Origin of the sequence: Pleomorphovibrio marinus, from assembly GCF_003347495.1 — a bacterium.
Classification (GTDB): Bacteria; Bacteroidota; Bacteroidia; order Cytophagales; family Cyclobacteriaceae; genus Pleomorphovibrio; species Pleomorphovibrio marinus.
Genome location: NZ_QCXY01000002.1, coordinates 55,034 through 68,894 on the forward strand (window position 1 = coordinate 55,034; position 13,861 = coordinate 68,894).

Annotated in this window: 10 protein-coding genes; 6 read left to right on the top strand and 4 right to left on the bottom strand. The window is 43.8% G+C overall.

All coding sequences use genetic code 11. The features are described 5' to 3' along the window. Positions 1-43 precede the first annotated feature (43 nt). Positions 44-1,141 (top strand): DUF1573 domain-containing protein, encoded by a 1,098-nt coding sequence (locus DB520_RS06275; protein WP_198675253.1) that lies wholly within the window; start codon positions 44-46, stop codon positions 1,139-1,141. Here DB520_RS06275 and DB520_RS06280 read toward each other — a convergent pair. Continuing rightward, entirely contained in the window at positions 1,134-2,339 is a 1,206-nt protein-coding gene (locus DB520_RS06280; protein ID WP_114748858.1) for an acyl-CoA dehydrogenase family protein, read from the bottom strand. The two genes, DB520_RS06275 and DB520_RS06280, sit on opposite strands and share 8 nt — an antisense overlap. Before the next feature lie 106 nt (positions 2,340-2,445). On the opposite strand from DB520_RS06280, the gene DB520_RS06285 reads away from it, so the two are divergent. Further along, on the top strand, positions 2,446-3,420 hold the full coding sequence (locus DB520_RS06285; RefSeq protein ID WP_114748859.1) for a tryptophan 2,3-dioxygenase family protein: 975 nt from the start codon (positions 2,446-2,448) through the stop codon (positions 3,418-3,420). A 60-nt stretch (positions 3,421-3,480) separates the two neighbouring features. Here DB520_RS06285 and DB520_RS06290 read toward each other — a convergent pair whose 3' ends face one another. Beyond that, entirely contained in the window at positions 3,481-4,977 is a 1,497-nt protein-coding gene (locus DB520_RS06290; RefSeq protein ID WP_114748860.1) for a hypothetical protein, read from the bottom strand. Between the two features lie 240 nt (positions 4,978-5,217). Beyond that, entirely contained in the window at positions 5,218-5,757 is a 540-nt protein-coding gene (locus DB520_RS06295; protein ID WP_157971955.1) for an outer membrane beta-barrel protein, read from the bottom strand. Positions 5,758-5,888: 131 nt separating this feature from the next. Between DB520_RS06295 and DB520_RS06300 the strand changes: the two genes are divergently transcribed. Beyond that, positions 5,889-7,685 (top strand): c-type cytochrome, encoded by a 1,797-nt coding sequence (locus DB520_RS06300; protein WP_114748862.1) that lies wholly within the window; start codon positions 5,889-5,891, stop codon positions 7,683-7,685. Between the two features lie 5 nt (positions 7,686-7,690). Continuing rightward, positions 7,691-9,208: a sulfatase gene (locus DB520_RS06305; RefSeq protein ID WP_114749393.1), complete on the top strand. Its 1,518-nt coding sequence runs from the start codon at positions 7,691-7,693 to the stop codon at positions 9,206-9,208. Positions 9,209-9,505: 297 nt separating this feature from the next. Here DB520_RS06305 and DB520_RS06310 read toward each other — a convergent pair whose 3' ends face one another. Continuing rightward, positions 9,506-10,933, bottom strand: coding sequence for an alpha/beta hydrolase family protein (locus DB520_RS06310; RefSeq protein WP_157971956.1), 1,428 nt, complete (start codon positions 10,931-10,933; stop codon positions 9,506-9,508). Between the two features lie 536 nt (positions 10,934-11,469). On the opposite strand from DB520_RS06310, the gene DB520_RS06315 reads away from it, so the two are divergent. Then, the gene (locus tag DB520_RS06315) at positions 11,470-12,279 is read left to right on the top strand and encodes a DMT family transporter (protein WP_114748864.1); all 810 of its coding nucleotides are present in this window, start codon (positions 11,470-11,472) and stop codon (positions 12,277-12,279) included. A gap of 89 nt (positions 12,280-12,368) precedes the next feature. After that, complete coding sequence (locus tag DB520_RS06320; RefSeq protein WP_114748865.1) at positions 12,369-13,847, top strand: nicotinate phosphoribosyltransferase; 1,479 nt, start codon at positions 12,369-12,371, stop codon at positions 13,845-13,847. Positions 13,848-13,861 lie beyond the last annotated feature (14 nt).

Genomic DNA, 13,861 nt, shown 5'->3' on the forward strand with positions numbered 1-13,861 from the left:
AATAAATACATATATCGGATGGAATTTGACGTTATTTGTAAGTATGAAAAAAGGTAATCTATTTACTGCATTTTTTCTGTCTCTGTTTTGTTCTTGCTCTCAGGCTACTAGCCAGGAAGTGGAAGGGACAGGACTGGTGTGGGAAAGCAAATCCATTCACCTAGGGGCAGTGTTGGAAGAGAATGGTGTGAGGCATGCCAATTTTAACTTTGTAAACAAAACCGATGATCCAATAGTGATTCAAGAGGTGGTACCGGATTGTGGTTGTACAGCAGCAGAATTCACCAAGGACACAGTTTTTCAGGACCAGAAGGGGAACATACAGATCGCTTTCGACCCTAAGTCACGACCAGGGGTTTTTTCGAAGATGATTTTGGTGAAAACCAACCTGGACGAATATGTGGATACGCTGGTACTGGAAGGTATCAACGTGCCCTATCCAGAAGACCTTCGGCAATATTATGGTATTACCAATGGCGGTTTAGGGTTTAGGTTTGGGATCGTCAACTTGGGAAGTGTTTACACCAACGCCTCAAAAGTCAAATACATTGATTTTTACAATTACGAAAACTACCCCTTACAGCTCAACAACATCCAGGAAAAGCTACCGGCATATGTGAAAGCCAAGCTTACACCTTCAGTGGTTAAGGGTAAATCTAGGGGTGTGCTGGAGTTACATTATGACCCACTTATTAAAGGTGATTTGGGTTTTTTCGAGGAAACATTCGTTCTTTCGGTACTCACCTACGAGAAAAGGGAAATTCGGATCAAAACCATCTCCACCATTTATGAGCACTTTGACCCTGTTCCTATAAATGAAATCGACAACTTGCCAAAACTTGCCATCAGGGACAAAGAAGTCGAGCTCAACAAGATCCGGGAGGATTTGCCGATTTCAAAAATAGTCGTTTTGGAAAACAAGGGCCCAAAGCCTTTAAACATCCGAAAGGTAGTGACCAATTGCGCCTGTGTATCTGTAGACCTGCCAAAGGAGGACTTGGAACCAGGGGAAAAAACGGATTTGACCATTACGTTCAATCCGGAAGGCAGGAGGGGTATAGATCATAAAACACTTACTGTTTTCAGCAACGACCCGCTTAATCCTACCCAAACCATCATGATAAAAAGCCGCATTAACTAAAGGAAGGGATTCCTGTAATATGTTGGCCCAGAATTAAAAGGTGTATGTCATGAGTACCCTCATAGGTGAGCACAGACTCCAGGTTCATCATGTGGCGCATGATGGAAAAATCTCCTGTGATGCCCATTCCTCCCAATATCTGCCTGCATTCCCTGGCTACCTCTAAGGCCATGGCCACGTTGTTTCTTTTTGCCATGGATATTTGGGTAGTGCTGGCCTTGCCTTTATCCATTAACTGCCCCAATCTCCAGGCTAATACTTGGGCCTTGGTGATTTCTGTCAGCATTTCAGAAAGTTTCTTTTGGGTAAGTTGAAATGCAGCAATGGGTTTCCCGAATTGTACCCGCTGCTTGGAATAGGTAAGTGCGGTATGGTAGCAGTCCATAGCAGCTCCTATTGCGCCCCATGCTATGCCATACCTGGCGGAATCCAGGCACATCAATGGAGCCCCCAAACCGGATTTACCTGGTAGCAGGTTTTCTTTGGGGACTTTTACATTGTCAAAAACCAATTCACCTGTACAGGATGCCCTAAGCGACCATTTATTATGCGTTTCAGGAGTGCTGAAACCTTCCATTCCCCTTTCCAACAAAAGGCCGTGGATGCGGTCGTTCTCATCCTTTGCCCATACTAGTGCCAGATCTGCCTTCGGGGAGTTGGAAATCCACATTTTGGATCCATTCAAAAGAAAATGATCCCCCATGTCTTTGAACCTGCTTTGCATTCCTGCCGGGTTTGAACCATGGTCCGGTTCTGTAAGGCCAAAGCATCCCAGCCACTCTCCGGAGGATAATTTAGGCAAGTACTTTTTTCTTTGTACCTCTGTGCCGAAAGCGTAAATGGGATACATAACCAAGGAGCTCTGAACGGAAGCTGTGCTACGCATGCCCGAATCCCCTCTTTCTATTTCTTGCATCATCAGGCCATAGGAGGTGTAGTCAAGTCCGCCACCGCCATATTCTGTGGGGAGATAGGAGCCGAAAACACCTAATTGGCCCATCTTCTTCACTATTTCCTGGGGAAAATGGGTTTCCTGGGCCCATTTCTCTATATATGGGGAAATTTCCTTTTTCACAAAGTCTCTAACAGCCAGCCTTACCATTTTTTGTTCTTCGGTGAGCAGTTCGTCCAACTCATAAAAGTCCACTCCCTCAAAATGGTCTTTTCTTTGCGAATAATTGAAGTCCTCGGGTGCCATATTTTTGGTAAATTGGGTTTAAAAACGGAATTTAGCAGTATGAAGCCTCATCACTCAGGCAAGTGTAAGCCTAGTAAATGTACGATCAAAACCTGAAAATAGTATAATGGAAAGCGAATACCCCAGCAAGGAAATACTGGATAAGATTAAGCAACTGGAAAATAAATTCAGGGCCTCAGGTCAGGACCTTTCCTCCTATCTAGAGGGGTTGTTACATGCAGACTACTTGAACTACTGGGAATACATCCATCTTGACACCTTGCTCACCCTGCAGCAGCCCAGGACTTCCTTCAAGGATGAACGCATTTTCATCATTTACCATCAAATCACCGAACTCTATTTCAACCTGATAATCTGGGAGCTGGAGCAGTTATCCGCCAAGGAAGATTTAGACGTCGCCTTTTTTAAGCAGAGGATAAGTAGGGTAATCATGTATTTTGACCTGTTGATTTCTTCCTTTGCAGTAATGTGGAAGGGTATGGAAAGGGAGCAGTTTTTGAAATTTCGCATGTCGCTCCTGCCTTCCAGTGGTTTTCAGAGTGCCCAATATCGAAAAATTGAGATCATGTGTACAGATGTTCAGAATTTGGTACACCTCAAAGACCGGGAAGATTATAGGGATATCAACTTGACGAGTATAGATAGCCTGTTTGAAATCCTTTACTGGCAATATGGGGCCACGGAACTTGCTACCGGGGAAAAGACCCTTACCTTAAAGTCGTTTGAAAAAAAATATGGGAATGAATTAAAGGCTCTTATTGCTTCCTACAGGAAAAAGAACCTTTGGCGTAAATACCTTTATCTGGCAGATAAGGATGAGGAGCTCACGGAGTTGATGAAATCCCTTGACCAAAAAGCCAACGTTTACTGGCCCCTTGCTCACTATAAGTCGGCCGTAAAATACCTGCAAAAAGACCCTGAGGACATTGCGGCCACTGGAGGTACAAACTGGCAAAAGTTTTTGCCGCCGCGGTTTCAAAAGGTAATATTCTACCCTGAATTATGGACTGAAGAAGAAATTTCCGAATGGGGAAAGGGATGGGTAGTTAAGGAGTTGTTTAAGGAGCAGGCCGAAAAGTAAGCCGCCCAGCTTTACTTAAAAAGCCTGGACGGCTTGGACCACATTTAGAGGTGGTGGTTTTTATTTTCTCTCCACAAGCTCTCTATGCAGTCTTGGGTGATAAGATCCATATTTAAAAAACAAAACTTTTAATTCCTCTTCCCTTTCATCCACCTGCATTAAAAATTCGCCCAATTTACCTGTAATGGAGGCAAACATCAGGTTTTTATTGTCCGCATGGTTGGACTGCAGGTAGCTGCTGACATTGGAAAATTCATCAGGAAGGAAGGCCAAATGGTCGGTGGCATTGGTGTAGGCATTCTTTTCCTTTATGGCAATAATCTCGCCTTGGTCATCGATGACATAATTGTACAGTAAGTCATTTACTTGCACGCTGTAGTTGATCATACCTAAGTCCGAAAGGTTGCGAAGGGAGGCGTTTTTATGGCCCGGAGGGTAACCGCTGATAAAATCCCTGGAGGATAATACGCCTTTGTCTTGCTTTCTATGCGTCTCCCAAACCTGGTTTCCGTACTCATCAAACTTACTTATGTAAAAGCCACTATATTTTTGTTTTTGGTATTTTAGAGGGTTTTTTCCGAAACTTTTATCTCCCATTAACCCACTGAGATAAAAGTCTCCAGTATCTTCATCCAGCACCAAATCCACATAGGCTCCAATTCTGAAATTTCGGTAAGAGGAAGAAAAAGGGCCTCCCGAACTGATATAGTAGTCTGGGGTCTCGTGCTGCGCAATGTTTCTGTCCCTGAGGTGAACTTGGTGAAAAGGCCGTATAAAGCCAGAGTCCGGAGAAAAAGTTAAATCGATGGTTTTTAGTATTTCCCCATTTTCGTCAAAACCTAGCACCTTTGCCATTACTTGGTTTTTCTGAAGCTTGGCAAACTTGTTCACCATATATTTATTTCCATTGGATTGCCCGAGAAATGCCCAATTGCTCTCAGCATATTTATCCGAATAGGTGCTGGGCAAGTTGAGCATGATTTTCCTATATTCAAATGTGCGGATGTCAAAACGGTTGAGTATATATCTTTCCTCATGCCTGAGTTCCGGATCCCTTTTTTCTTTTCCCTTGGCCAGGAAATAAAGATATCGGTCGTCACAGAAAGTAGCATGAAAGGAGCTACCCATTTCATGATGAAGGTTCTCAAATTCAAAAGATCGAGTTTGTCCATTTGCGTTAATATTGGTGACTTTTACCTCACTGCTGCTGCTAAAAAGGTCTGCAGAAGCCTCTATAAGAAAGGTGTTATCCCCGCTTGGGGAAGCCACTAAAAAATGCGTGTTTTGGGAGGCCAGGTTGCCAAAGAAGAGCCTGTTGATTTTCTTGGTTTTATAGGAAAGGGCCAACTCATTTTTCCATACCAGTTCGCCTTCTGTGTTCAATCTTGAAACAAGGACATTTTTATTATTGGCATTTGAAATAAGTAGGCCCGAACCATTAAGGTTGATCAATTGCATATTTCCTTCGTAGGGCAAAATAGTGGCTGTTTCCTGTCCATACAGATAAACCTGAAAAGTAAGGGGTATTAATAGACTCAAAAATAAATGCCTAACCATATAAATAAAGATAAACGTATTTTAAATACTTTAAAATGTTATTCAAATTACGCTCTTTTATTTCTTAATTCCAAGGCTAAGTCGATGGTAATGCTCAAATGAACGATGAAATGGGCAAATCCTGGGGATGAAGTAATTTTCCAATGGGGTGCGAAAAAAGCAGGCACAAAAAAACCGGAGAAGTATACTCTCCGGTAAAAATTTTAAAAGGTGGGGAATGAAGCTATTTAAGCCCTACTGCTAATATCCCAATGGAATGCGATAGGATGCTCTAATGGCCAATAGTCCCAGATGAAAAGGGGAGGCACCCGAATGCTGATACCTGACAGTGGCTTCTACTTGATTGAAAACGTACCCTGCCTCCACTGCAAAGCCCAATTCAAAAGAAGTTTCGGTAATCCGGTCTTGATCTACCCTAGTTGTCAACATATGCATGGCTCCTCCGATTTGTGGTTCCAGGAAAAAGTTGTCAAAATTAAAACGGTAGCCTAAAAAGGCAGGAATCACATTGAAGTACATGTTGTCCCCATCGGGAAGGATAAACTGGGTATCTAATGGAAAAAACATATAGGCCCCAGATAAACTCACCTGTCCGTTTAATCCCACACCATAAAGTCCTTTGACGTTTGCCCCAAATCCGGCTGGAAACTGGGTTTGGTAGTAGTCGTTTAGGGCGAGGCCTGCATCCACCCCTATATTAATGTAATCTTCCCCGTATTGTGCATTTGCAGCCCCTGCTACAAAAAGGGCTAGTAGTATAATTAGTGAAAACCTTTTCATTTCCTTAATTTTTTGATGAAAGGACAAAATAAAAAAAAATAATTAAAGATATTGTGGCCGTTTGATTTCAAACTAAGGGAATCTGAACAATAAAGGCTTTGTTTACCCAATTTATAGGAGGATTACTGAGAATGTTTCAAAATAGAACTACCATCAAAGGTGTATTTGGCAGAATTATAGGGATTGTATGTATTTGTTTATGGTTTGGAGTTTTAAGTTGGTCATGTTCCGGGTCAACCGATAAAAAAGAGGTTGAAATTGCCGATGAAACAACCTGGAAGGCACCAGAAGAAGCCAATCACAAGGTCAACCCCATGGAGGGTAGTGATGCCATTGAGGCTGGAAGTGCCCTATACATGGTTTATTGTTGGAACTGTCATGGGGAGACAGGCTTGGGAGATGGTGCCGCAGGGGGAGCCATGGGTTCAAAACCGGCTAATTTTCATACGGAAACTTTCCTAAACCAAACGGATGGGGCTATTTTTTGGAAGATTTCCGAAGGAAGGGGCGCCATGCCTGGATTTGAAGAGGTGTTGGGAGAAGAAGAAAGATGGCAACTTACCACCTTCGTCAGGCAGTTGGGGCAAATGGAGATTACGGAACCTACTGATGCTCCAAAGCCCTTGGTAGAAGGCATATCAGTAACTCAGTTTGCCAAGGTCGCACCTAGGGCCACCAGGGTTTTTTATCGGGAATCCGATCATTCTCTATGGTATGCCACCTTTACTGGAGATGTTTATACCTGGAGCTTGGATGATGCTGTAGCGCAGCCCAAAAAAGTGGTTAGCGTGGAGGATCATGGCATTGACAGACTTCAAGGGGCCACCATATACGGAGATACCTTGCTTTTGACTGGTAATATTAGGGTAAACGACAATAAGGGCACCACCGGATGGATGATGCGGGTAGTGCTCCACCCGGAAGGTAAGCATGAGGTATCAAAGGTTTTTTCCACCGTGGAATATGGCACAACCAATACCCCATTCGACCATGGTTGGAGTGCGGTAAAAGTTAGTCCGGATGGTAAATATGTGTATGTGGTAAGTGGGTCAAGAACTGACCATGGTGAGGTGCAGGACAATTTGGGCGCCTACCCCGATTCTAGGGACGAACCCTTAACGGCAAGGATTTTCCGATTCCCAATAGATGCCAAAGACCTTTCGTTGCCCAATGATCTGGAGAAACTCAAAGAAAAAGGATACGTATTCGCCGAGGGAATTAGGAATGCCTATGATTTTGACTTCGACGAGGAGGGGAGGATGTTTGCGGTGGTCAATTCTGGGGACTATGACCAAAATGAGGACATGTTTTGGGTAAGGGAGGGTCATCACTACGGTTTTCCGTGGGTAATGGGGGGGATGGAAACTCCCCAGCAATTCCCTGATTGGGAAGCAGATCCCGAAAAGGACCCCTTTCTGAACCCAGCAGCCGCTGCTTACCCGGATGATTTTTATAATGACCCTGGTTTTGCCAAACGTCCAGAAGGTGTGGAATTCACGCAGGGTATGCGGAATTTTGGTCCGGATGCGAATAAATACAGGGACGAAGAAACAGGAAAAATAATGGATGGGTCGGATACAGGAGTGGCCATCACCACTTTTACTCCCCATTCCTCCCCACTAGGTTTGGTTTTTGATAGGGGAAATAACCTGCCCGGCCAATTTAAAGGAAATGCCCTGACCTTAAGATATACGAATGGAGAGCGTTCCAGTTTGATGAAACCTTTTACCTCAAATGGAGAAGATTTGCTCCATCTTGAGTTGTCCTATAATGAAGCCCTGGATAATTTTGATTTGAAAACTACCAGGATAGTTGCTAGGTTTTCACAACCAGTGGATGCGGTGTTGGTGGGTAATGACCTTTATGTAATTGAGTATGGAGGAAGGCAAAAGGGGGGAAACCTTTGGAAAGTAACATTTGAAAAATGATGAGCATGACCAAAATAACCATTCGGCTGCAGTCACTTGTTTTGTTGGGACTAGTTATTTTTGGTTCCTGTGAGCAAAAAGTGGACGATGAGGATAAAAATGAGCGGCCAAACATCCTATTCATTTCCATCGATGATCTTAATGATTGGGTAGGGGTCTTAGGGGGACATCCTCAGGTAAAAACCCCAAATATCGACAAGCTGGCCCAGAGAGGGGTGCTTTTTACCAACGCCCATGTGCAGGCACCCCTTTGCAACCCTTCAAGGGTGAGCATAATGACGTCCCTTAGGCCTTCTACCACAGGGATCTATGGGTTGGCTCCGCACCACAGGGACGTGACCATTACTCAAGATGTGGTCACTTTACCGCAGTATTTTCAAGAGCACGGATATTATACGCTCTCCAATGGAAAAATTTTCCATAGTATTGGAGATACCCCGGAGAAACGGGCGGAGTTCCAGGAATGGGGTCCCATTGGTGGAGGTACAGGTGGGCACCCTCCCAATAAGCTGGTGGGCGAAACCCACATGGGAAACCACCCATTATTGGATTGGGGCATGTATCCCGAAGATCATGATTCCGTAAGGAATGATTATAAGGTAGCTACTTGGGCTGAGGAAAAACTGGCGGATTTGGCAGATAATAGGGATTCCGGTCAGCCCTTTTTTATGGCTGTTGGCTTTTGGTTACCCCATTTGCCCTTATATGCCACAAAAAAATGGTTCGATTTGTATCCCGAAGAAGACCAGATTGTTTTGCCGGAAGCCCCCGATGAGGAGCGTGCAGACGTTCCGGATTTTGCTTGGAACCTACATTGGTATTTGCCCGAAGTAAGATTATCTTGGCTGAAGGAAAACAACCAATGGGCAAATTTGGTGAGATCTTATCTGGCTACTATAAGCTTTACAGATGCGATGGTGGGAAGGGTTTTAGATGCCTTAGAGCAAAATGGTTTGGCAGACAACACGATTGTGGTGTTGTGGTCTGACCACGGCTGGCACCTGGGCGAAAAGGGAATAACGGGAAAAAACACGTTGTGGGAAAGGTCAACAAGGGTACCACTCCTCTTCGCAGGGCCCAATATTCCCCAGGGAGAACGAAGAAGCCAACCCGCGGAATTGATGGATATGTACCCCACTTTAGTGGATTTGGCAGCCCTGCCAGCCAAGGGAGGCCTGGAAGGGTTAAGCCTTAGTCCACAGATCTTCGAAAACAAAAAAAGGGAAAGGCCTGCCATTACCACCCATAATCCGGGGAACAACAGTGTCCGCTCAGAAAGGTGGAGGTACATTAGGTATGCAAATGGGGAGGAGGAACTGTATGACCATCAAAACGACACCCATGAACATACAAATTTAGCCAAAGATGATTCTTATAAGGAGGTAAAAGCGGATCACTTAAAGTGGCTCAGGGAAGAAGACGCACCTCATGCCCCTGGAAGCAAACACCGGATTTTGGAAAATGTAAAAGGGGAATGGTACTGGGAAGGCTCCCCAATTGTTTGGGAGGATCTGATAAAATAAAAATCATTTAGTTTATGTATAAAATTCGGCTTTTTTAAAGGACATTTTGCGGTACTTAGGTAAAAATATAGTCTTGAGCTTATCCTGAAACCAAAATTTAATAGAAACTTTATTTTTTTATTAAATTTTTTTGTGAAGTCAGGTTTAGTACCTTATCTTTGTGTCATCATAATAGAGAACAATGTAACTGAGGCCTTTGGTTAAAGCTACTCAGGTTCGATTCCTGGGGTTACAACTGGTTATTTTGGGTTTATTATTAATTGACTTAAGCTATGGAACTTTGTTTCATAGCTTTTTTTAGTTTAGGCTTTTTATCCACTCCACAATTTCTTCCATGACCCTGGTATTAAAGGTTTCTGTGATTTCGGCATATTCTGCTATAGAACCCGTCTCTGCTTCTTGAAAAAGGTGATTTAGGCCAGGGTAAATTTCCATTTTATGGGATCTTTTCGCGGGAAGTGTCCTGATAAGTTTTGCCAAGTTTGAGCCAGCCTCCACCTGCTTGTCCTTCTCCCCAAAAGCCGCAAAAACAGGGATTTTTATTTGGCTAATCCAAGGCTCGGGGTCCATTTTGATAAACGAATAGAACCAAGGTTCTGCCAATTGTGTATAGGCCTCAAGCATTTGTTGATGATAATGGTCGAGCAATTCCCCCTCAAATCCCTTTTCGATGCCTATTTGCACGATGGCTTCCGAGAGCTTCTCCACTGCTTCTTCCTTATTATCAGCTTCTGCCACTGAACGGTATAGCCTCCGGTTTTGTCGGACCTGCTCTTCAGCCATTACCGAGTCCACCCCTGCCCCCAGGGTGATGTCCAGAGTTTGCTGTGCCATTAATTCCATAATGGGAACCACAGGAGGGGCAAGTGCAATAATGAAATTGGGGTGTTTGGTGTTTTCTGAAGATAACATCCAGGTGATAAGCCCCCCTTCACTATGGCCAATAAGTCCTATTTTATCCTTATCGGTAAATTCAAATCCTTTTAATTTCTCCATAGCTGCTTTTGCGTCCTTGGCAAAATCATAGGTGGTACCGCTTTCAAATTCCCCTTCAGATTCTCCTACCCCTCTTTCATCATAACGAAGCACAACGATATCGTTTCTTGTCAAAAAGTCTGCTATTACCAAAAACGGTTTGTGTCCAAAAATAGCGGCATCCCTGTCCTGGGGCCCCGAACCGCTGATGAGTACTACAGCAGGAAAGGGGCCCAGGCCTTTAGGCTTAGTCACAGTGCCCCTGAGTGCGTTTTCCCCGCTAATGAAGGTGGTTGACAGGGTCTCGTAGGGATAGGGGGGGGAGGGTTCCTGTGGTTTTGGAATCTGATTTTTTTGTTCCGTTACTTGGTCAGACTGGACAAGTTCTAGGGCAAAACTCATCCCGGATTGCTTGAATTGACCTTGGAAACTCTTGCCATTCCAGATACCTTCATAGGAGGCACCTAAATTATTCAGCCGAAGTAAGAGCATCAATCCATCATAAAGCACCTCATTGATGGGGATTTTGAAGGCATTCTGCTCGGGACTGTCCATACTTGCCTTTAGTTTACCCTCCTCGGTTTCAATATGAATTAACAAGGGCAGTTTTTGTGGGCCTAAATCGAGCTCACCCTTCCAGGTACCTGTAAGGTCCACCTGCGCATTTAGGCGAATTGGAAAAACCACGAATAAAATAAGAAGGAAATTCCCAAAGATAAGGCCTTGAAAATTTTTGCTCAGATACTTCATGCCCCTTTTGAATTTAAATTTCAAATTAATGAGTTTGCATTCTTAAAAATAGGTGAATGACCGATAAATGGATGAGAATTTTTTTAAGCGGGAAAAAAAAGGACTTAGATTTCAGACTTTTTTCGGCAAGTTTGGTGCGGGCAAGGCCTGGCTAAGTTTAGAAAAAACTTACTATCCTTTCCCACCTCTGACTTGGGCCAAATTTCACCCCGAGACCTCATTTTCTGTAATTTTTCCTTAAGGTTAAAAAGAAGGGTGGATGGCGTTCAAAAGAAAATAGGTTTCCGATGCAATTCATTTTTTGATCTAATTTTATGGGTAAAGTGGTGAACTAAAGTATTTTTACGTTCTCAACTGGAATGCTAGTCTAGGATACGCCAAAATCTCCAAATTAGTTTAGGCAAATATATCGGTTTTTTCCCATACCCATTTACCTTTGTGGGGATAATAACCGGAGGCCACAGATTTGGCCAATTAGGTAAGGAGGCATCTTTTAATTAAACCCCATTGTTTTGAGTTCCAAAAGTGTGCAGCATATGCTGCTTGCTGTATTCTTTTTTGCCTTGATGAATGTTTTTGTCAAGTATTTGCCTCATATTCCGGCCATAGAGATTGTGCTTTTCCGATCTATTTTCAGTTTCGTTTTTAGTTATCTCATTCTCAAGCAAAAGAGGGTGCCCGTTTTGGGCAACAACAAGAAGTGGCTTGTAATCCGGGGTATCGTGGGCTCCATAGGCCTGATAGCTTTTTTCTATACCTTACAGAACATACCCTTGGCAAGTGCTGTTACCATCCATTATTTGTCCCCGATATTCACCAGTGTGCTGGGCATTTTTATAGTAAAGGAAAGGGTGAAGCCCATCCAGTTTTTTTACTTTGCCATAGCTTTTGCCGGGGTTTTGGTCATAGAGGGCTTTGACCCTAGGGTGAATGTGGTTTTCTTGGTAGTGGGGATAATTGCGGCCCTTTTTTCCGGTTTGGCTTATAATGTGATCAGGAAGCTGAAGGATTCTGAGCATCCCTTGGTCATCGTGTTTTATTTCCCATTGGTCACGATTCCCATTGCCGGAATCGTATCTTACTTTTATTGGGTTACACCCCAAGGCTGGGATTGGGCTTGGTTATTGGCCATCGGAGTTTTCACCCAAGCTGCTCAGTACCTGCTTACTATAGCCTATCAAAACTCCAGGGTGGCCAAAGTGGCTAGTCTTACGTATGTGGGGTTAATCTATGCGCTGGGCTTTGGGTTCATTTTATTCGACGAAACTTATAATCTCCAGACCTATGCCGGCATGCTTCTGGTTTTGAGCGGGGTGATTCTAAATGTGAGATTCTCTGGGAAATAACATGGGTGGAAATGGACAATGTTGCCCTTATTTTCCCATATTTCTTTTAATTTTGGTATTAAAACTGGGTTTTCCCTATCAAATTCCAAATGAAGATAACAAAGGACTTATATCAGGGTTCCTTAACCCTGCTTACGGATTTTTACCAATTTACGATGGCCTACGCTTACTGGAAGTCCGGGAAAGCAGAAGAAGAGGCGGTTTTCAACCTGTTTTTTAGAAAAAACCCTTTCCAAAGCGGTTTTACTGTGGCCGCAGGGTTGGATTATATCATAGACTACTGTCGGAACTTCACCTTTTGCGAAGAAGACCTAACTTATCTTGCAGAGATGAGGGATAAAATGGGCGAGCCTCTTTTTGAAAGTGGGTTTATAAAATACCTGGAAAAGATGAGTTTTAGTTGTGATATTGATGCAGTTGAGGAAGGGGAGGTGGTTTTTCCCAATATGCCCCTTGTCAGGGTTAAGGGTCCTTTGATCCAGTGCCAGCTATTGGAGACACCCTTGTTAAATATCATCAACTTCCAGACCCTCATCGCCACCAAGGCCGCCAGGATAGTCCTTGCGGCGAAGGGAGATCCCGTAATGGAATTTGGGTTAAGGAGGGCGCAGGGAATTGACGGTGCATTGGCTGCAAGCAGGGCATCCTATATTGGTGGCTGTGCGTCCACTTCCAACGTCATGGCAGGGAAGCTTTTTGGCATCCCGGTGGCTGGAACACATGCCCACAGTTGGATCATGTCTTTTGACCAAGAGATAGAGGCCTTCGAGGCCTATGCAGAGGCCTTCCCAGACAACTCCATATTGCTTGTGGATACCTATGATACCATTGGAGGGGTAAAAAACGCCATCAAGGTGGCCCGGAATTTAAGGCAAAAGGGGAAGAAACTGGCCGGAATACGGATTGACAGTGGGGATTTGGCTTACTTTAGTAACAAAGCCAGGGAAATGCTAGACCAGGCGGGTTTTCCTGAAGTAACCATCGTGGCAAGTAACGACTTGGACGAACATATCATAACCTCCCTGAAACTTCAAGAGGCCTCCATCAACCTTTGGGGAGTAGGCACTAAACTGGTGACGGCTTATGATCAGCCGGCATTGGGAGCGGTTTATAAAATGTCAGCGATGAAAGGCAAGGATGGGGAATGGGTACCTAAAATTAAACTATCTCAGCAGTCCATAAAGATTAATATCCCTGGTTTCCATAATGTTAAACGGTTCTATTCTGGTGGTAGGGCATTAGGGGATATGATTTTTTTGGAAGGCACTTCCGATAAATCTTTGGAGACTATTATTGACCCTGTGGATCCTACACGAAGAAAGAGGATTGATTCCTCTATTGCTGAAAGCGAAGTCTTGCTTAAAGCCATTTTCCGGAATGGGGAAAAGGTGTATGAAAGGCCAAGCCTCAAGGCAATCAGAAATAGGGTTCAGGAGAGGCTAGGGAAATTTGATAAAACCCACAAAAGATTGATAAACCCCCATATTTATCCGGTGGGGCTTGAAGAATCTCTGTACTATTTAAGAACTGACTTAGTACTTAAGGCAAAATCATTGGATTCTCAGTGATGATTTTGTTACAT